The sequence below is a fragment of the Desulfovibrio sp. OH1186_COT-070 genome, assembly GCF_003860215.1.
Taxonomy (GTDB): Bacteria; Desulfobacterota; Desulfovibrionia; order Desulfovibrionales; family Desulfovibrionaceae; genus Desulfovibrio.
In genome coordinates, this window is sequence record NZ_RQYH01000025.1 from 14,138 (window position 1) to 34,132 (window position 19,995).

Sequence of the window (19,995 nt, forward strand, 5' to 3'; positions counted from 1 at the left end):
AGAGAGCGCACACCGCCTGACGCTATGCCAGACGGTGTGCGCTCTTTTGCGCGAGGCCAAAGGCCTCCCGCTGTTTATACCAGTCTGGCAATGTTTTTCATGCGGTCGCCGGGCAGCAGGGCCACGGGGGGCACGTCAATGAGCGTATGGCAGCCGGGGGCAAGGCGCGTGGCAGCCCGCGCGCACGCCACCAGCACCTGGGCCGTCAGGGCCGGATTGTTGATGCGCATGTCAAACTGCAAGCGCTGGTTGGCAACACTGCCGGAAGCACCGATGCGCTCCATGAGCACACCGTGGGAGGTGTCGGCCACAGCATCCAGTTCTTCCCGGCTGCCGACTTGGCGCACGTCCAGCGGATCACTGCTGAAATAGGGATCAGCGGCGATTTTCTGCCGGATGTCCTCAAAGGAGGCCCCGGCCGCAGGGAGAACATAGACCAGACGGGAATGCCTGCCGCCGCCCAGGGGGATGGTGATGGCGCAGGCATTTTCAACCCCGGCAACAGAGCGCGCCGCCACAGAATGCCCCATGGAGCGTCCTCGGCCAAAGTTGGTAAAGGTTGTTCCTGTGGGCGTCATGGCTTCAAAAAGAGCGCGGAACACCGAGTCTGTTCCCGGATCCCAACCCGCAGCCGTGATGCAGGTAGCCTCCGCTGCCCTGGCCGCTGCATCCAGATCCGCCACCAGTTGGGGGATCTCCGCATGGATGTCGAAGCTGTCCACAGCGTTGATGCCTTTTGCCAGATACATGCGGGCATCGGCAGGCACATTGCGGGAAGGACCGCACAAAATCATCACATCGGGCTTTCCCCCGACGGCCGTCAGATCTTCAAGAGAGCCATAGTCCGGCACGCCTTGCAGGGCAAAAGGCTGCGTGCCCAGCGAAGAAGCCCGGCGCACCACACCCAGGCACTGACAGTCCCCGGACGCAAGCAGGCAGTCAATGACAGCCCTGCCGATATTTCCCAACCCGTGTACCGCTATTTTGATCGCCATATGCGCCTCCCGGCTGTTGGCATTTTTTCCGTTGCGCAACAAGGATGCGGAGCATCCCTGAACCGCACCGACAGTTCAAAAATACTCCGCAAAAAAACACTTCACGGGGAAAAAATCAACCAGGAAGGAAAGCCCGCAGGCGCGCCGATTTTCGGCAAACCCTGCACACAGAACTGCCTTCGGCAGGTTTCAGGCGCAAAAAATACTGTGCATCAAAAATCGCTCAAACATTCCCGCAAAGAAGATACACCGCAGGAGTGCACCATCTGGAGGGGAATATTGCGCGAACGGGCAACCTGTACAGCCTTGCGCCGGGCTTCATGGGAAATTTTGTTGGTAAAGACAATCATGGCGTCAGGGTTTCCGATTTTATTCACAAAATTTCGCTCGTTGCGAGCAATACATTTCAGGGAGTGGCCCTGCTCTTCAGCAGCAGAAATATATTCCTTGTGCAGACGATCCATTCCGCCGATAAGGGTGACGCACATGTGAACCTCCTTCTTGCGTCGCAGACATACCAAGCGACGCCCTTGGTTCCTTCTTTAATTGAAAAAGGATTTCAATGTCAACAGAAAAGTACAGAGAAAATCATTTTTCTTCGGCAAGATGCCCGGTTCTGCATTTTTTGCACAGCCGCCGCAGGCACGGTTCGTCTGCCTTTTCAGAACGCAGAAGCCCTACGCGGCGCCGCAGTGGACCCGCGCACAATGAGCTTGTGGCCGTACTCCACCCGGGTTATGTTCCGCCGGAAGGCAAGCCCCCTGATTTTTTCATGCAGAATTTCCAGAGCATTGCGCCCCTTGTCGCGCATATAATGCTCAACCGTAGTCAGGCCCACGCCGGCGAAGCCCGAAGGGAAAATGTTGTCAAAACCACATACGCTGTAGTCCGCAGGAACGGAAAATCCGGCCCCGCGCACAGCGTCAATCACGCCATAGGCCAGCATGTCGTTCATGGCTACAAAGGCGGTGATTTTTTTCTCGCCAAGGCACTTTTCCGCCAGTTCCTGCCCGATAACATATTCTATCTGCAAATTTTCCAGTTCTGTTTCCGGCCTGATGTCTCTGCTTTTCACCAGAATGCCGCCTTGCGGGCATAGCCGGGAAAAAGTGTCGCGCAAGCCCTGCAAGCGTTGCGTGCGGATGGGGTTGGCCCGGTCCAGGGTGGTTGAAATATAGGCCAGATGCCGATGCCCCAATTCGTGCATATGCCGGGCCACGAGGCTTCCGGCCTCATAATTGTCCAACTCCACGGCGTCTGTATTGAGGTTCTGCCGCCTGTCACCGATAACGACCACGGGCAGCTTCCCGTCGACTTTTTCCAGCACTTCCTGCGGATGGGCCAGCATGGCGAAAATAATGCCCGACATGCCCATGCTGCGCGCCAGATGCAGTGCCGCCAGTTCGCTTGCAAGGCTGCGATAGGTTGTGTGTATGCAGGTGGCATATCCCCTGTGACTGGCAGCCTGCTGGACTGCCTGAATGACCGTGGAATAATAGGGATTTGTGATGTTGGGCGCCACGATAAGCACTGACGGGATGCTTGTGTAACCGGCAGCGCGCCCCGCACTGCGGTAGCCCAGACGCTCGGCAGCCGCAAAAACGGCGGCAACGGTTTCGTCGGAAAACGAAACGCCGTCACGCCTGTTGAGCACCATGGACACCGTCGCCGGGGAAACTCCGGCAGCCTGCGCCACATGCGCCAGCGTGACCTTTTTCGTGCCGGACGACCTTTTCTCCTTGTCGCCTGTCCCTGCCGTCATGAAAACCTCCTGTCTGGCCCAACTGTCCCACACCGCAAGGTACATGGCAAGCGTGCCAAAACTTCGACATCCGTCAGGCACAGAAATATATTTTAATAAAAATTTAATTGACATAAAAAATTTTTCCACGGTAAGATGCGCTTTATCATAGAGTAAACACGAGAGATGGATAAAATTAACAAAAACTATTTTTTGGACTCAGCATACTAAAAATCAGTAAAATTTTAACCTGCCAACATGGCGCACACATTGCCGCCCCGGAGGATGCCTGTATGGACGACCGCTCACAGCAAAAATATGTTCCTTCCAAAAGTGAAATGCGCAAAGTCGTTATCGCCAGCCTGCTTGGCGCCACCATTGAATGGTATGATTTTTTCCTCTACGGCGTGGTGGCAGGCATTGTGTTCAACAAGCTCTACTTTCCTACCACCGATCCTTTCATGGGCACCATTCTGGCGTACAGCACCTTTGCCATCGGCTATCTTGCGCGGCCCTTTGGGGGCTTTCTTTTCGGGCATTACGGCGACAAACTGGGGCGCAAGCGCATGCTCATTCTCACCATGCTCATCATGGGCATTGCCACCGTGGGCATTGGCCTTGTGCCGACCTACGCCTCCATCGGCATTGCCGCGCCCATCATCCTGCAAACGCTACGCCTGTGTCAGGGCCTTGGGCTTGGCGGGGAATGGGGCGGTGCTGTGCTCATGACCTATGAGTACGCCAGCGAACGCCAGAAAGCCTTTTATGCCAGTATTCCCCAGATGGGCCTTGCCACCGGGCTGTGCCTTTCTTCCGGTATGGTGGCCCTGCTTTCATGGCTGCTGGACAACGACCAGTTTCTTGCCTGGGGCTGGCGAATCGCCTTCCTGCTCAGTATCGTTCTCATCGGCGTTGCCCTGTATGTGCGTATGCACATTCTGGAAACTCCCGAATTCCGCAGGGCGGAAGCCAAGGGCGACACCCGCAAAAAAAACCTGCCCATTGTGACCGCATTCAAAAATTATCCCGGAAACATTGCTCTGGGCGTAGGCGCCCGGTGGATAGACGGCGTATTTTTCAATGTTCTGGCGGTATTTTCCATTACCTATCTCGTGCAGCAGATCCAAACCTCACGCACTGAAGCGCTGACTGCGGTGATGCTCGCGGCATTGCTCATGTGCCCCTTCATCCTGATCGCAGGCCGCCTGGCCGACCGTTTTGGCCGGGGGCGCGTCTACGGCCTCGCCAGCCTTGCCTGCGGCATCTCCATTTTTCCCTCGTTCTGGCTTATGCAGAGCAGTGGCGGCAACATGCTCCTCATCGGTCTGGCCATTGCCATCCCCCTGAGCATTTTTTATGCGGGTGTTTTCGGACCCGAGGCCGCCCTGTTTTCAGACCTGTTTCCGGCTGAGGTGCGGTACACGGGAATTTCCATCGTCTACCAGTTTCCGGGTTTTCTTGTCGCAGGTATCGTGCCCGGCGTATGCACAGCCCTGATCCAATGGAATGACGGCGACCCCCTGTATATCTGCATATTTGTGCTCGTGGCTGCGGCCACCAGCGCACTCTCCGCCTTCACAATCCAGGCACGACACGACAGGGCCGCGGCGCGGACTGCGGGCTCCCCGCAGGAGTAACCCCATGCGCATACTGCAACTGTCAGACACGCACCTGCGGGGCGACCACAAATTGTCCTTCGGGGTGGTGGATACCCGACGCTGCCTGAATGAAGCAGCAGATCATCTGAAAAGTCTGGAACAACAGCCTGACATCGTCGTTATTACGGGAGATCTGGCCGACAGCGGCGATCTGGACGCATACCACATTCTGCGCGACACGCTGACGCAGCTTGGAATTCCCGTCCATGCCGTACCGGGGAATCACGACAGGCGCGACCGCATGCACGCGGTCATACCACACTGGTGCCCGGCCAAGGAGGATATCGCACCCTACCTCTGCCATACAGTGGAAAAAGAAAACCTGCGGCTGGTACTGATGGATAGTATGCATCCCGGATCCCACTCCGGGCATCTGCACGCCCAAACGGGTGACTGGCTTGAACGCGAACTGGCAAAGCGCCCCGATACACCCACCCTGCTCTTCATGCACCACCCTCCGTTCCTCACAGGCATGGGAGCAATGGACGAACCTTTCGAGAATGTGGAGCGCCTTGGAGCCATTGTCGCGCGCAATCCGCAGTTACGTCTGTGTTTCGGGCATATGCACCGTCCGATCATAACCCAGTGGCACGGGCGTACAGCCATGACGGCACCGGCAGTTTCCATGCAGATAGACCTTGACCTCTCGCCCGGAGGCGGCGACACCTTCCGCATGGAGACGCCGGGCTATCTGCTGCACCATTTCGACAACGGCGTGTGGAATTCCCACGTCTGCCAGATTGCCGTACAGGCCACGTTTGCCGGGCCGTATCCCTTCGTCGGTTCGGTCAATCCCACCCAATAGGGCTGCGGCACAGAACACGCCTCCCCGTGCCCGCCTTGCACTGCACAGGCGAACAGGAGAGGCATTGCTTTTTTATCTCTCTGGTGCCCCTTTGAAATTGCGGTAAAAACAAAGAAAGGGCTTGCGGCATTTCTGCCATAAGCCCTGAAAAGTGGCGCGCTCGAAGAGATTCGAACTCCTGACCTACAGGTTCGTAGCCTGTTGCTCTATCCAGCTGAGCTACGAGCGCATCAATCTCTATTTTTTATCGTATGGGGGGAATGAACGTCAAGCGTCCTTTTTCTCCGCTACTCAGCCTTCATGGCGTTCACGGCGCGAGCCAGACGCGAAACCTTGCGTGCAGCCTTTTTCCAGTGCAGGGCTCCCTTGCCCGCAGCCTTGGCCAAAACGGACGAGGCCACGCCCAGAGCTTCACCGGCCTGAAGCTGATCGTTGTTCTGAATGGCGGCACGCACGCTCTTGACGGCATTTTTGACGCGCGTACGGACAGCGCGGTTGCGGGCTGCCCGCTGGATGCTCTGCCGGTGACGTTTGACGGCTGACTTGTGGTTGGCCACTGTATCCTCCACTCTCTCGGGGCATAGGCCCCTGCCATATTTTTCGTTCCGAAAAAATGTATTTGCCCCAACAGCCAGAAACTGTCAAGCACAAAATCACATTTGCAGGGCGGCAAAATCCGCCAGGCGCGCAAAGCGTTCGCCCAACAGGCGCAGCATGGTCAGACGGTTGCGGCGCAAGGCTTCGTCCTCGGCCATGACCATGACCCCGTTGAAAAAGGCATCCACAGCAGGTCGCACGTCGTTGAGGCAGGCCAGGGCAGCCGTGTGATTGTGCGCGGCCCACAGGCTGTCCAGACGGGGCAGAAGGTTCTCCAGCGTGGCGGCCAGCGCTTTTTCCGCATCTTCCTGAAGCAGGGAGGGATCCCAATGGCCGGGCAGTTCCGCCAAATCCGCCTGCTTGCGCAGAATGTTGGAGACGCGCTTGAAGGTCTGCACCGCATCGGCATAGCCTTCCTCACGGCTGAAGACCACCAGAGCCGACAGGCGCGCCGCGCAGTCCCGCACATCTTCCGTGCCCGCGCCCAGCGCGGCGTCCACCAGCAGCGTGTCCCGTCCCTGGGTCAGGAAATAGTTGCGCAGCCTGGCGACAAAAAATTCCATCAGCTTGTCCAGCGTTTCGGAGGCGGGCATTTTCCACGGCCTGTCACCGTAGAGATTGTGGGCTTTGGCAAAAACCTGCCGCACGTCCAGAGAAAGGCCGAAGTCCAGCAGAATGCGGATGATGCCCAGAGCACACCGCCGCAGGCCGTTGGCATCCGCCGTGCCTGTGGGGATCATGCCCAGGCCGAAGCAGCCGACAAGAGTGTCGGCCTTGTCGGCCAGCGACAGAAGCGCACCGCACAGACTGCGGGGCAGCGGCGAATCCGGCCCGGCAGGAAGATACTGTTCGGCAAGAGCCTGAGCCACAGCGCGGCTCTCGCCCTTGCGCTCCGCGTAGATCCCCCCCATGATGCCCTGAAGCGTATCAAACTCGCCCACCAGACCGCTGACCAGATCCGCCTTGGAGAGACGCCCGGCGCGCGCAGTGTCTTCGACCATGTCCTGCGCGCAGCATTCGGCCAGCCAGCGGCACAGGGCTTCGAGGCGCCGGGTTTTGTCGCCCATGCTGCCCAGGCTGCCGAGAAAGATTACAGAATCCAGCTTGCGCAGCCATGTCGCAAAATCGTCGCGCAAGTCCGCATGCCAGAAAAAGCGGGCGTCCTCCAGGCGGGCGCGCAGCACACGCTCCCATCCCTGCTTGACGCACGCCATGTCTTCGGGCGCAATATTGAGCACCGTGAGAAAGTGCGGCAGCAGCTTTTTGTCCGCCCCTTCAATGCCAAAACTCTTTTGGTGGCTTTCCATGCTGGTCAGCAGCACTTCCCGCGGAATCTCCAGATAGGCGGGATCAAAATCCGCCAGCAGGGGCACGGGATGCTCCACCAGCCCCTGCACCTCGTCCAGCAGGTCGTCCTTCCAGAGAACTGTGCCGCTGACGCCCTTGGCAAGACTGTCGCCGGCCTCCACAATTTTTGCGCGCCGGGCAGCGGGATCAAGCGTTACGGAGCAGGCATTGGCCAGAACTTCGGCAAAATCCCGGGCATGAGCCACCACAAAGGGGCCGGGACCGTGAACGCGGTGTCCCCAGGTCTGCCGCCCTGCTGTTACCGGGCCAACGGCAAAAGGCACCACCACATCGTCCAGCAGGGCAAGTATCCAGCGCAGGGGGCGGGCGTACGCCACGGGATATGCGCCCCAGCGCATACGCTTGGCAAAGGGCAGGGCCGTGATGACTTCCGGACAGATGGCCGCCAGAATGTCCAGAGCGGATCCGCCGCCCGTACGTTTGCGCGCGGCCACATATTCGCCCTTGTCGGTCTGCTGCCGGAAAATTTCCTCAGGGGAGCAGCCCACGGTACGGGCAAAACCCTCCAGAGCCTTGCCGGGCCTGCCTTCCGCATCGTAGGCCACCCGCACCGGCGGCCCGAGGACGATTTCTTCCTTCTCTTTCTGCACGGGATTGAGGTCTTCCACCGTCACCACGGCGCGGCGCGGCGTACTCATGGCGCACAGGCCGCCGTACTCCAGCCCGGCGTCGTCAAGGGCGGCGGCAAAGCGCCCGGCAAGTTCCGCATCCTGAAGCGGCAGGAAACGGGAAGGCAGCTCCTCGCTGCCGATTTCAAGCACAAAGGTCGCCACGATTTACCTCGCATCCTTGGTGAGCATGGGATAGCCCAGTTCCTCGCGCTGGGCGGCGTACAGGCGGGCCACACCGGCGGCCAGCGCCCGCACCCTGCCGATATAGCCGGTGCGCTCGGTGATGGATATGGCTCCGCGCGCGTCCAGCAGATTGAACGTGTGCGAACACTTCAGGCAATAGTCATACGCGGGCCAGGGCAGCCCCAGTTCCTGCATGGCTCTGCTCTGGCTCTCGAAATCCGCAAAATGGCGCAACAGCATATCGGCACTGCTGGCCTCAAAATTGTGGCGGGACTGCTCCACTTCATTCTGGTGGTAAATATGACCATAGGTCACCTGCCTGTTCCAGGCCAGATCATAGACCGACTCCACCCCCTGAAGATACATGGCCAGACGTTCCAGCCCGTACGTCAACTCCACGCTCACAGGTGAGAGGTCAATGCCCCCCACCTGCTGAAAATAGGTGAACTGGCTGACCTCCATGCCGTTGAGCCAGACCTCCCATCCCAAACCCCAGGCGCCGAGGGTGGGGGATTCCCAGTCGTCTTCCACAAAGCGGATATCGTGGGCAGACTGGCTGATGCCCAAAGCGCCGAGGCTCGCCAGATAAAGATCCTGGATATTGTCGGGCGAGGGCTTCATGATCACCTGAAACTGGAAATAGCGTTGCAGGCGATTGGGATTTTCGCCGTACCGGCCGTCAGTGGGACGCCGGGAAGGCTCCACATAGGCCACGTTCCACGGTTCCGGGCCGATCACCCGCAAAAAGGTGTGCGGATTGAAGGTTCCTGCGCCACACTCCACACCCGACGGCTGCTCCACAACGCAGCCCTGGTCGGCCCAGTATTTTTGCAGGGTGAAGATAATATCCTGAAAGTACATATTTTGTCCTTGTTTTCGGCAGCATTTGACCCCAAACGGCATTGCCGCAACGCAGCCGCGCCAAGAGGCGGCTTTGCGATGAACGGCGAACGCGGCCCGCCCTACACTTTCCGGAAGTGCCCGCCTTCCCAGGCCAGGCCAAGATGGTACTGCACAAAACCGTCAATGGCCCGCGCACAGGCGTGGCGCACGGCAGCGGGCAGGTCCCCGGTCCGCCAGCCGGACGGCCATTCTTGCTGCACATGGCGCAAAAGGTCAAGCCCGTCCGCATCCATATCCACGCCGTAGCGCGCTCCGCCCGCCGCAGCCCGGCAGGAAGCGCAGCGGACATGGCCTTCGTCCACCACAAACTGCCCTCCGCCAGAAAGAGAAGCGCCGCACAGCCCGCATCTGCCAAGATCAGGGGCAAAACCCAGAGCCCCGGCCAAACGCAGACGAAAAAAAAGCGGCAGCAGTGCTGGCAGGACGGAAGCGCTCTCCAGGGTGACGCGCAAATCTTCCACCAGGGCATAGGCATCGTCCGCCCCTTCGGGCGGCACACCCAATGCCTCCACAAAGCGCAGGCAGTTGACGGCCAGCCCCATGCGCCGCCAGTCTTTGCGCAAGACCCTGGGGCCGCCCAGAAGCACGGCCTCCTCGAGATTGAGAAAGCCGCTACGCCCGGCCCTGACCCTGCAATGCAGAGAATTGAAAATATCCAGGCATCCGCAGAAGCGGCGGCGACTGCGGCTGCCGCCAAAGGCGAACAACGTCAGGAGGCCATGCCGACGGCTGAGCATTCGCAGCCAGAGGTCAGACTCGCGAAAATGCCCCATGCGCAAAACAAGCGCACGATCCGCCCATTCGGTCATGGCTGGACGGCAGGAGGAAAGGTAATCGTGCGCACCTGCCCCGCCTGCCCGGACAGCGGCATTTCCTTGCCGTTGTAGCGCAGCCGTACGCCGCCGGCATTGCCCAGCTTCAATTCCAGCGTCTTGCTGAAGGTCAGGGCAAAGGTGTCTCCCTTGCGCAGGGAAAACTGGCGCGTATCGCTGTTGTCGGCGGTGGAATGCACCCAGCACTCGGCTATGGCCGTCAGAATGACCTTGTGGGACCCCAGAAGCTCTTCCGCCCCCGGAGCAGACGTTGCAGCGCCTTCGCCGCTTCGCTGCGGGGGCGCTGCGTCCGGAGCGGAGGCAGGAGTTGCGGGTGCGCCGGAAGGGGCCTGCCTGTCGGCAGGCTGGCCGCCCGAAGACTGTGAGGAAGTGGGGGAGCTTCCCTGCTGGCCGGCTTGCCCGGCATCCGCGGGCACGCTTTCCTCCACGGGGGCGGGCTGCGCCAAACGCCGCGTCTGGCGGCCCAGAAAGTCCATGGCGCCCTGCTGCCAGAACACATAGGCCCCCACCCCCAGACAAAGCAGCACAAAGAGTACGGAAAAAACACGGAAATTGCGGCGTGAAGCCGGGGGAATTTCCGGCTGATAGGGACTTTGCGGAACAAACCTCTCCGCTTCGTCATCCAGCCTGCGGATGACCGGGGCAACAGCATCTTCGGGCAGCCCCACATAGGCCGCATAGGCGCGGAGAAAACCCTTGGCATAGGCAAGAGGAGGCAGGGAGCCTTCGTCGCCGTCCTCAATGGCGCGCAACAGGCGCGCGCCGATTTTCAGGTGATTCGCCGCATCGTCAATGGTCAGGCCACGCTTTTCGCGCTCGGCGCGCAGAGCCATACCCAGTTCGGCCAACGTCATAACACGTCCTCAACAAGGGTTGAAACACCTGCTCCCCCGCCCTTTGCGGAGCCGGGGCAAACGCTACAGTCGGATATCAATGACCGCCTTTCTGCGAAGCTGGGCACTGTAGTCCTCAAAACGCTCCATTGCCTTGGGCTGGCGCAGCCGGGCGTCAATCTGGGGCTTGGCCTCCTCAAAAGTGAGCATCCTGGCTGCGCCGCCGCCCGGCCGGAAAAGATGCACCTGGGCCTTGTGCCCCTGCAGATCAAAAATTTCCGTGACATCGCCGGGCTTCATCTTGCTGAGGCGGGCTTCCCATTCCGGGTTGAGGCGCTCCCACTCCACCGGCCCCATATCTCCGCCCTTGTCCCTGTTGGGCGCAACGGAATATTTGGACACGGCCTCCGCAAAGCCCAGAGAGCCGGATTTGATCTGCGCGGCAACAGAGGCCGCATTGGCCTTGGGCGAATAGACCAGAATGCCCATGTGCAGGCCCGTCCGGTCATAGAAAGTATCCTTGTGCGCCTCGTAGTACGCCTTGATTTCATCGGGCGTGACCACGACCCTGCGCCCCACTTCCATGCTCATGACCTTCTGGCGCAGAAGATTTTTCTCTATGCCGGAACGCAGTTCGGCCACGCTGGACTTCTGCCGCGCCAGTTGTGCCTCGAACTGCTCTCTGGTCAGGTTGTTGCCCTTCATGATTCTGGTGATTTCATCGTCCACTTCCGACGGGGCAACGGTGGCCTTGAGCCGTTTGGCCTCCTGCACGATGAGGATATCCATGACCATCACGTCCAGCACCTTGCGGAGAACAGCGTCCACTGCCTTGGCCTGCTTGGGATTGTCGGGGCTGAGGCGCGCACGCGCCAATTCGGGCAGGGCATTTTTTTGCAGGTCAAACATGGTGATGACCTGGCCGTTGACCACAGCCGCAATTTTGTTGAGTTGAGCGGCCTGCACGGCACAGGGCCAAAGCAGGGCGAGGCACAGCAGCAAAACGGAGGCTTTTTTCACAGCCATTCTCCTGTAGAAAAATACCAGATACTATCTTTTTATCAGATATCGCACTTTCGCTGCATATGCAATGCAGGGGGAGCAGAGCCGCCAACAACAGTCCAAACCCGCGACAAACCCCGCCTGGCCCTGCGCCGTCCAGACTGCGCAACCGTGCGCGCACGCGGCACAAAGCCCGGCAGCCCGCTACTGCGGGCATTCCGTCCCGGCGGGGGGAGAAGGCACGCGCACCCCTTCCAGCAGGGCACAGATTCTTTGCAGCCCTCCGGAGAAAGATTCTTCTGGCGGCAGCGGCAAATGCAGTCCTGCGGGAGGCAACATGCGCACCCCCGGCACGGAAGACGCCAGCTTCAGGATGCTTTCGGGCTGAACAGCGCTCTGGCCGTCAGGCCAGGTCAGGCGCACGTGGTCACGCCGCACATCGGCCTTCTGCACTTGCAGACGGCCAAGAAACTGCTTGAAGTCCAGCACGGCCAGAAAATTCTGCACTTCTTCGGGGAAGGGGCCGAAACGGTCCCGCATGTCCAGAGCAGCCGCCTCACGGGCACTGCCGCTGCCTGCCGAGGTCAGGGCCTTGTAACAGCGCAGGCGTTCGCGCCCGTCCTCCACATAGGTTTCGGGAATATGCGCGGGCAGGCCCAAGGTCAGTTCGGTTTCGGGCACCAGCGCTCCGGGAGTACCCTTGAGGCGCGAAACTTCCTCCTCAAGCATTTCCAGATACAGATCCAGCCCCACCCGGCACATGTGCCCGGACTGCACCTCGCCCAGGATGTTTCCCGCTCCCCGCAGGCGCAAATCTTCCATGGCCACCTGAAAGCCCGCGCCCAGATAGTCCATGTCCATGATGACGCGCAGGCGTTCTTCCGCCACCGGAGTCAGCCTGCGCGCATCAGGCACGACAAAAAAGGCGTATGCCTGCCGGTCGCTGCGCCCCACGCGCCCCCTGAGTTGGTACAACTGCCCCAGGCCGAACATCTGCGCCTGATCCACCACAAGCGTATTGGCCCGTGGAAAATCCAGGCCCGACTCCACAATGGACGTGCAGACCAGCACATCCAGTTCTCCGTGCCAGAACTTGCGCATGGTGCCTTCCAGAGCGACTTCGGCCATCTGCCCATGCGCCATGCCCACCCGAGCCGAGGGAACCAGCCCGCGCACATATTCGGCCACGCGCTCCAGACCCTGCACGCGGTTGTACACCCAAAATACCTGCCCCTGCCGCTCCAGTTCGCGCTCCAGCACCTTGCGCAGCACGTCGTCATCGCGCTGCAGCACAGCCCCGGCCACAGGCTTGCGGTCCTGGGGGGCGGTTTCGATGATGGAAAGCTCGCGTATGCCGGACATGGAAAGCTGGAGCGTACGCGGAATGGGTGTGGCCGTCAGGGTGAGCACATCCACATTTTTTTTCAGGGCCTTGAGTTTTTCCTTGTGGCGCACCCCGAACCGCTGCTCTTCGTCAAGAATGAGCAGCGCAAGGTTGGGAAGCTTGACATCATTGGACAAAATCCGGTGCGTGCCGATGAGAATGTCTGTCTGCCCCGCCTCTGCCGCCCGCAGGACTTCTTTTTGCCGGGGGCGGGGCACAAAACGGCTCAACAGACCCACGTTCACGGGAAAACCCGCCAGCCGCGCACGAAAGGTCTGGTAGTGCTGCTCGGCCAGCACCGTGGTGGGGCAGAGCATGGCCACCTGCCGCCCCTCGGAGGCCGCGCGAAAGGCCGCCCGCAGGGCTACCTCGGTTTTGCCGAAGCCCACATCGCCGCAGACCAGACGGTCCATGGGCGCGCTTTTGTCCATGTCTTCCAGCACATCCCTGATGGCCTTGGCCTGATCCGGCGTTTCCTCAAAGCCGAAGGTGGCCTCGAACTCGTGATACAAATCTCCCGGCGGATCATAGCGAAAGCCCTTGGTCACCTTGCGGTAGGCATACATTTCCACCAGATCGGCGGCAATTTTTTCTATGGCCTTGCGCGCCTTTTCCCTGCCGCTGGCCCAGGCGGCCGTGCCCAGACGATCCAGCGCCGGTTCGCTGCCCTCCGCCCCCTTGAAACGCTGCACAAGGCCCAGCCGGTCCACGGGCACATAGAGCTTGTCCTGCCCGGAATACTCCACAAGCAGAAAATCGTTGGCCGCGGCGTGCATATCAAGGCGGTGCAGGCCCGCAAAACGGCCGATGCCGTAGTCACGGTGCACCAGAAGGTCGCCGGGCTTGAGGTCGTCAAAGCTGTCCAGCCCCTTGAAGACGCGCGAAGATACGCGGGGGGCCTTTTCCGCCCTGGGATACAGGATTTCTTCGCCCAGAATCAGGGCATTGTCCCAGGCAAGCTCCGCCCCCCGGCGAAAAGGCGACACCAGCGCAAAAAGGCCGGCCTGATCCGGCGCGTAGCGCAACGCGGGCGCAATGCCCTCCTGCGCGGCCAGCTTGAGAAATCCGGCCCGGCTTCTGGCCGAGGCAAAACTCAGCACCACCTGACGCCGCCCGCCCCTCCACTCCTTGAGAGCAGCGGAAAGGTGCTGCCAGGGGCGGTCAGAAGCGCCTGGCTGCGAAAAAAGGTCGGCAAAGGAATGCAGGGGCCTCTCGGCCAGGCGTATCCCGCGTTGTTCCACCCCCACCACCAGCGGCTCGGCGTGGACGCACTGAAAGCTGTTCCAGGGCGCGGGCAGAGAACGTTTGCGCAAGGCCAGGGACGTGGGCTGCGGCACAGGAGCTTCCAACGACTCAAGCCGTTCCTTGAGCAGAAGGCGCTCCTGAAGCAGGGCATCGCCGCTGTCCGCTTCGCCGGGCAGAAGCCAGAGGCTGTCTGCGGGGAGCCAGTCTTCCAGCAGGCTCGGATTTTCCAGCACGCAGCCGGGCAAAAGCCCTTCTCCCCCGGCATCCAGGGATTTTTTGAAGGAATAGCAGTCGTTCTCGCTGATGCGCCCTTGGGACAGCATATCGTTGCAGCGATGCCGCGCCGCGTCCAGCGCGCTGGCGTCGAGAGCCAGAGGAGAAACGGGCAGCAGCGTAAATTCCGCACAGTCCAGCAGTGAACGCTGGCTTTCGGCGTCAAAAAAACGCATGTCTTCCAGCGTGTCACCGAAAAATTCCAGCCGCAGTGGGCGGGCGTAGCCCGAAGGGAAAATATCCAGAATATCGCCGCGCCGGGCCATTTCTCCGGGGCGAACCACCATGGGCACACGCCGGTATCCCCATTCCGAAGCCTGCTCCAGCAGAAGATCCGGCGACCAGTCGCTGCCCCACGCGAGATCCAGACTGCGGGAGGCGAAGAAATCCCGCGGCATGTAACGCAACAAAAGGCTTTGGGCGCTGACCACAAGGCAGTGCGCCCCGGGCAGGGCCAAGGCATGGAATACCGCCAGCAGCGAGGCCCACCGGGCCGTATCCCGCCAGTCGATCAACTCCGGCAGGAACAGGCAGGGGCTTTGCCATGACGGCATGGACAGGGAAACATCGCCGAGGGAAAGCTCCGGCGCAAAAAGCGTGGTCAGGGCGCGGGCAGCATGAAATTCCTCACGGGTGCGGGCGAGAATGACCGAAGTGCGGCCCGCAGCCTGCGCCTCGCAGGCAATGCGGCAGCGGGTGACCATGCCGCTGCGCTCCAGATGTATCCTGCTGTCTCCGGACGCAAGCAGTGTTTTGATATCCATGCCGTGATCTGCGTGAAAGGACAAAGGGGGCGGCATGTGGCCGCCCCCGGTAAGGCATCAATGACCGCCGCAACCGGCGCAGGAGGAGCATCCGCCGCCGGTAGCAGGGAAAGGATTGGCAGGCTCGACCACAAAACCCATGTGATTGAGATCCACTGTCACGCCCTGCACCTGTTCCAGCAGTTCGGCGTTGATGCAGAAAGTGTGGCCTGCCTGTTCTTCGGTTTTGTCTTCCGCGCCCGGTTCGTCCAGAGCCAGGGCCAGACGGGGGCCGCCGCACCCCCCGGCCATGTATATCCTGATGGGGGCTTTTTCCTTGCCCTCGAAAAATGCATCAAGCTCCTTGCGAGCGCTGTCAGTCACGGTAAGCATTGTCAATTCCTCGATATTTTTTGATTGTTGTTTGCAGGGCGGCGGTTTTGCATGTCAATGGCTTCCGCAACTGCTGCAGCTGCTGCACCCGCCGCCGGTGTCGGCAAAGGGCACGTCAGGTCTTACCACAAATCCCATATAGTTCAAATCCACTGTCACCCCCTGCACCTGTTCCAGCAACCCGGCATCCATGCAGAAGGTATAGCCAGCCTGTTCCTCGGTCTTGTCCTGTTCGTTCGGCTCATCCAGAGCCAGGGCCAGACGGGGACCGCCTCAACCGGCCGCCATATATACCCTGACGGGCTCCTTCTTTTTGCCGGCAAAAAAAGCATCAAGCTCCTTGCGGGCACTTTCTGTCAATGTTATCATGTCTTGTATCCTCCAAATAGACTGTGGTTGCTGTTAGATAGGTACAAGCCCCCGACTTGTCAATCCGGGCTTTTCTTTGGCCGCAAAAAACATAAAAAACACACATTATTATAGATGCACCTCCGCAAAACAGTCGGAGGCAAAGCCGATCTGGAGATACAATGTCTGTGGCAACCCGCCTTCTGAACGCCGGAGAAATGGCACAACTTCTTGAAAATCTGGCGTCCCGGATTCTTGAAAAGCATACCCGCTGCGAAAATGTGATGCTTGTAGGCATCCAGCGCCGGGGAGCGGATCTGGCGCACCGCCTGGCCGGCCTGCTGAAAAAACGTCTCGGCCGCCCCGTTCCTCTGGGAACTCTGGACATCAACCTCTACCGCGACGACTGGACAAGCCTGGCCGGAAAAACGCCGCATGTGGGGCAATCGCGCATTGACGAAGGAGTGGACAACCGCACCGTCATTCTTGTGGATGACGTCTTGTATACGGGGCGCACTGTCCGCGCGGCTCTGGAAGCCCTGCTGGATTACGGCCGCCCCAGTTCTGTGGAACTTCTGGCCCTTGTTGACCGGGGACACCGCGAGCTTCCCATCCATGCGGATTATGTGGGGCTTGCTGTGTGCACCGACCGTCAGGAACAGGTCAACGTGCTCCTGACAGAACGTGACGGCGAAGACGTTGTGCGCCTTGAGCGCCCCGGCAGCGCTGGCGCGACCCCAAGGTAACAGAAAAAAACTGCCTGCCCGGAAAGGGGGTTTTCATGTCTGCACGCAGAACCTGAATCGGCATATCCGCTCCACGGTTGTGGAGCGCATATGGACGGGGGGAGCGGCTCGGACAGGGATGCCCCGCTTGCCCGCACTGACCCGCTGGATTCCTCCGTCCGCAGTTCCGGCCCCGGCCGGACAATACGGGCACTGCCCGCCACGAAGGAGGAGTTCATGAAAACAGGCTTCAACTTTTTTTCCACTGCCACAGGCATTGCGGCCACAGGGCTCATCTTCGGGGTTCTGGCCATTTTGCTGCAAAAGGCCGGAAATCCCGGCAACATGGGCGTCTGCGTGGCCTGCTTCAGCCGGGATCTGGCCGGGGCCGTGGGGCTGCACCGGGCAGCCGTTGTGCAGTACCTGCGCCCGGAGATCATGGGCATGGTGCTGGGCGCGTTCGGCGCAGCGCTGGCCTTTGGCGAATACCGGCCGCGCGGCGGCTCCGCACCGGCAACACGCTTTCTTCTGGGGGCCATTGCGGGCATCGGCGCACTGGTTTTTCTGGGCTGCCCCTGGCGGGCTCTGCTGCGTCTGGCCGGGGGAGACGCCCATGCAATCTTTGGCCTGCTGGGGCTCATTGCCGGGGTCGGCGTGGGCACAATTTTCTTTCGCATGGGCTTTTCTCTGGGGCGCAGCCAGACCCAAGGCAAAATTTCCGGCCTTGTTCTGCCCGCCCTCATGCTGGGCCTTGTGGCCCTTGCTCTGGCCAACCCGCCGATTCCCGATCAGGCGCAGAGCGGCGTGCTCTTTTATTCCCTCAAAGGCCCCGGCGCACAGCACGCGCCCTTTTTCCTCTCGCTGGGCGCAGGGCTGGCTGTAGGCTTTTTTGCCCAGCGCAGCCGCTTCTGTACCATGGGAGCTGTGCGTGACGTGCTGCTTTTCAACCAGTGGCATCTGGCCCTGGGATTTTTGGCCATGCTGGCGGCGGCACTGTTCATGAACCTCGCGTTCGGCACGTTCCACTGGGGTTTTGAGAACCAGCCCGTAGCCCAGCCGGACAATGTCTGGAACTTTCTGGGCATGGTCACCTCGGGGCTGGCCTTTGCCCTGGCGGGCGGTTGCCCCGGCCGCCAGCTTTTCATGGCCGGTGAAGGAGACAACGATGCCGCAGTCTTTGCGCTGGGGCTTGTCACGGGCGCAGCCATGGCCCACAACTTCGGCATGGCCTCCAGCCCGGTGGGCATTGGCCCTCACGGCATTGCCGCCACCCTGGGCGGTTTGGGCATCTGCCTGATGATCGGCTTTTTCAACTGCAAGCGAGGCGCCTGATGTCTGTTCTCATTGATACGCGAGGGCTTTCCTGCCCCCAACCCGTACTTTTGTTTCTGAACGCAGCCAAGGCCGATCCCGACAAAACCTTTACCGTGCTGGTGGACAATGACGCCAGCCGTGAAAACGTCAGCCGCGCGGCCCGCAACCACGGGTTTGGCGTGACCCTCCAACAGGAAGACGAAGGCGTGATACGCCTGGAACTGACAAAAAACGGCCAGGCGTCCTGACTTTGGCGACGCCCAAGGCTATTGACGGGGCATCCCGGCGGTTCGCCTGCCGGGATGCCCAAGGACACCGTATGCCCACAACCAGCCGACACACAGGCGCGGACGGCTTTTTTGCAAAACTGCGTGCGGGCGTTGCGGCCCTTGCCCACCGGATACGGTCTCCTGACGGACGCAAGGCCCTCAATGATCGGGGCCTGCTGGTCTTCAGCCATACGGGCGAGGTGATCAGAGCGGAACGGCTGTTGCGGGCAACGGGCTTTGACGTGGAGGTCAAAGGGCCGCCGCCGCAGTTGCGGACAGGCTGTGACATGGTCGTGGTTTTTGCCCTGATGCGGCAGGCAGCCGTTCTGGAAACGCTGCAACGCATCGGCCTGGTGCCGCAACAGGTCGTCAGCGCCCAGGACGTGCTGCTGGAACCGGTGTCCCTTTTTCAGGTCAAGCATTTTGGCGGACGCTGGATCATGGTTCGCGCGGCCAACATGAAGATCACCCTGGACAAAACGGACAACCGCATTGTGAACATTTCCGGCGGGGGCTGCCCCGATGTGCCGTGGCTGGCCCACAAATTGTGCGGCCTTCGCCTTGACCAGGCCCCGGAGCCCCTCTCGCTGGGCAGCACCCTCTGCTGCTACAGCCTGCAAAAAGCCTTTGAGGAATTGCGGAGGCAGAGCGCATGTGGTGCATAGTGGGCACCCTGCCCCAGGAAGATATGCCTCTCTGCCCGCAGGGAGTTCGCGCGCAAAGCAGCCTGCAAAACGGCATGCTGTGCCTGCCCGACGGGCACAAAGTTCCCGTGGAGCGGGGCACAGCGGCACTGGCGGCCACTGCCCTGACGGTTTGCAGCGCACTGGGGCTGGAGCCGCCCCGCCTGCTTCTGGTGGGCGATCCGGGAAACGGCGCGGGCAGCCGCGCCATCTACGCATGGCTGGAAGAACACCTGGCGGAGATGGCTCCCGCCGGGCTTGTCTTCCATTATCTTTTTCCGGATACGGACGGGCACAACCGCGTTCTGCTGACCGCCCGCGCCCTGCCCCGCCCGCCGCTCATGGTGGCTGATGCCGGGTTCATGTATGCCGCCAAGATGAGTGGGTATGCCGATGCCTATGACCTGTTCACCCCTGACATGGGGGAACTGGCTTTTCTGGCCGACGAGCAGGCGCCCCATCCTTTCTATACACGGGGCTTTCTGCTGGCGGAAGAGGATGACGCCCCTGCCCTGCTGGCCCGCGCGCAAGCCCACGGCAACTGCCCCGCCAACCTTCTGATCAAGGGGGCCCGCGACCTCATTGTGTGCGGAGGAAGGGTGGCGCACACCGTATCCCGACCGTGTGTGCCGGCCATGGAATGCATCGGGGGAACAGGGGACATGGTGACCGGGCTGGTCACGGCCTTTCTTGTGAAGGGCTTTTCTGTGGAGCAAGCCTGCCTGACGGCGGCGCGTCTTGCCCGGCTGCTGGCAAAGGCCCATGATCCTGATCCGGGAACCACCGTGGGGCAACTGCTGGAAAGCCTGCCGCAGGTTCTGCGCGACTGCGGAAAAGACCTCGCCTGTCTGGGATAAGCACCCGCTGATTGCAGACTGGCCTTTGTGGTGTACCTGACTGCATGGATCCCAAAAATGCTATGCCATCAAGGATATCTCTGATGTGCTAAAAATTTTTTGAAAATAGTAACGGCGCTGAATCAAAAATATGGTTCTAGATAGTGTCGTCACGAGATTGAGGCCCATAAAAAGATACATCTGATCTGAATAGCGGCCAAGAATGAGGCTGCATTTTTCGCGTATCGGGTCG

19 protein-coding genes and 1 tRNA gene are annotated in these 19,995 nt (G+C 60.6%); 7 read left to right on the plus strand and 13 right to left on the minus strand.

Going from position 1 to position 19,995, the window contains the following annotated elements:
* Positions 1-74: 74 nt before the first annotated feature.
* From EII23_RS08615 to EII23_RS08625, 3 genes are all read right to left on the minus strand, one after another.
* Positions 75-995, minus strand: a complete 921-nt coding sequence (locus tag EII23_RS08615; protein WP_124792981.1) for a diaminopimelate dehydrogenase — start codon at positions 993-995, stop codon at positions 75-77.
* Positions 996-1,207: 212 nt separating this feature from the next.
* Positions 1,208-1,483, minus strand: coding sequence for a DUF2325 domain-containing protein (locus tag EII23_RS08620; RefSeq protein ID WP_124792982.1), 276 nt, complete (start codon positions 1,481-1,483; stop codon positions 1,208-1,210).
* Between the two features lie 173 nt (positions 1,484-1,656).
* Complete coding sequence (locus EII23_RS08625) at positions 1,657-2,757, minus strand: LacI family DNA-binding transcriptional regulator (RefSeq protein ID WP_124792983.1); 1,101 nt, start codon at positions 2,755-2,757, stop codon at positions 1,657-1,659.
* A gap of 272 nt (positions 2,758-3,029) precedes the next feature.
* Between EII23_RS08625 and EII23_RS08630 the strand changes: the two genes are divergently transcribed.
* The gene (locus EII23_RS08630) at positions 3,030-4,373 is read left to right on the plus strand and encodes an MFS transporter (RefSeq protein WP_124792984.1); all 1,344 of its coding nucleotides are present in this window, start codon (positions 3,030-3,032) and stop codon (positions 4,371-4,373) included.
* 4 nt (positions 4,374-4,377) lie between these two features.
* On the plus strand, positions 4,378-5,199 hold the full coding sequence (locus EII23_RS08635; RefSeq protein ID WP_124792985.1) for a phosphodiesterase: 822 nt from the start codon (positions 4,378-4,380) through the stop codon (positions 5,197-5,199).
* A 152-nt stretch (positions 5,200-5,351) separates the two neighbouring features.
* On the opposite strand, the gene EII23_RS08640 is transcribed toward EII23_RS08635, so the two are convergent.
* From EII23_RS08640 to EII23_RS13425, 10 genes are all read right to left on the minus strand, one after another.
* Positions 5,352-5,428 (minus strand) — tRNA-Arg (locus EII23_RS08640).
* Between the two features lie 58 nt (positions 5,429-5,486).
* Positions 5,487-5,756, minus strand: coding sequence for a 30S ribosomal protein S20 (gene rpsT / locus EII23_RS08645; RefSeq protein WP_124792986.1), 270 nt, complete (start codon positions 5,754-5,756; stop codon positions 5,487-5,489).
* Between the two features lie 96 nt (positions 5,757-5,852).
* Positions 5,853-7,937, minus strand: a complete 2,085-nt coding sequence (glyS, locus tag EII23_RS08650; protein WP_124792987.1) for a glycine--tRNA ligase subunit beta — start codon at positions 7,935-7,937, stop codon at positions 5,853-5,855.
* Between the two features lie 3 nt (positions 7,938-7,940).
* A complete protein-coding gene (gene glyQ, locus EII23_RS08655; RefSeq protein ID WP_124792988.1) occupies positions 7,941-8,819 on the minus strand; it encodes a glycine--tRNA ligase subunit alpha in 879 nt (292 codons plus the stop codon).
* Positions 8,820-8,920: 101 nt separating this feature from the next.
* Entirely contained in the window at positions 8,921-9,670 is a 750-nt protein-coding gene (locus EII23_RS08660) for a DNA repair protein RecO (RefSeq protein ID WP_124792989.1), read from the minus strand.
* Positions 9,667-10,548: a helix-turn-helix domain-containing protein gene (locus EII23_RS08665; protein WP_124792990.1), complete on the minus strand. Its 882-nt coding sequence runs from the start codon at positions 10,546-10,548 to the stop codon at positions 9,667-9,669. The genes EII23_RS08660 and EII23_RS08665 overlap by 4 nt, the downstream gene beginning before the upstream one ends.
* 63 nt (positions 10,549-10,611) lie before the next feature.
* Entirely contained in the window at positions 10,612-11,553 is a 942-nt protein-coding gene (locus EII23_RS08670) for a SurA N-terminal domain-containing protein (RefSeq protein WP_260424663.1), read from the minus strand.
* A 180-nt stretch (positions 11,554-11,733) separates the two neighbouring features.
* The gene (mfd, locus tag EII23_RS08675) at positions 11,734-15,195 is read right to left on the minus strand and encodes a transcription-repair coupling factor (RefSeq protein WP_260424664.1); all 3,462 of its coding nucleotides are present in this window, start codon (positions 15,193-15,195) and stop codon (positions 11,734-11,736) included.
* A 57-nt stretch (positions 15,196-15,252) separates the two neighbouring features.
* Positions 15,253-15,567 (minus strand): IscA/HesB family protein, encoded by a 315-nt coding sequence (locus tag EII23_RS08680; protein ID WP_124792992.1) that lies wholly within the window; start codon positions 15,565-15,567, stop codon positions 15,253-15,255.
* Positions 15,568-15,621: 54 nt separating this feature from the next.
* Entirely contained in the window at positions 15,622-15,936 is a 315-nt protein-coding gene (locus tag EII23_RS13425) for an IscA/HesB family protein (protein WP_260424665.1), read from the minus strand.
* Positions 15,937-16,097: 161 nt separating this feature from the next.
* Here EII23_RS13425 and pyrR point away from each other — a divergent pair, with 161 nt between their 5' ends.
* From pyrR to EII23_RS08710, 5 genes are all read left to right on the plus strand, one after another.
* Positions 16,098-16,661 (plus strand): bifunctional pyr operon transcriptional regulator/uracil phosphoribosyltransferase PyrR, encoded by a 564-nt coding sequence (gene pyrR / locus EII23_RS08690; RefSeq protein WP_124792994.1) that lies wholly within the window; start codon positions 16,098-16,100, stop codon positions 16,659-16,661.
* Between the two features lie 216 nt (positions 16,662-16,877).
* Positions 16,878-17,972 carry a YedE family putative selenium transporter gene (yedE, locus tag EII23_RS08695; protein ID WP_124793001.1) on the plus strand — a complete coding sequence of 365 codons (1,095 nt, stop codon included), beginning with the start codon at positions 16,878-16,880 and terminating at the stop codon, positions 17,970-17,972.
* On the plus strand, positions 17,972-18,202 hold the full coding sequence (locus EII23_RS08700) for a sulfurtransferase TusA family protein (RefSeq protein WP_124792995.1): 231 nt from the start codon (positions 17,972-17,974) through the stop codon (positions 18,200-18,202). The genes yedE and EII23_RS08700 overlap by 1 nt, the downstream gene beginning before the upstream one ends.
* Positions 18,203-18,273: 71 nt before the next feature.
* Positions 18,274-18,888, plus strand: coding sequence for a DUF3343 domain-containing protein (locus EII23_RS08705; RefSeq protein ID WP_124792996.1), 615 nt, complete (start codon positions 18,274-18,276; stop codon positions 18,886-18,888).
* A complete protein-coding gene (locus EII23_RS08710) occupies positions 18,876-19,763 on the plus strand; it encodes an NAD(P)H-hydrate dehydratase (RefSeq protein ID WP_124792997.1) in 888 nt (295 codons plus the stop codon). Before EII23_RS08705 ends, EII23_RS08710 begins: the two co-directional genes overlap by 13 nt.
* The last annotated feature ends 232 nt before the right edge of the window (positions 19,764-19,995 follow it).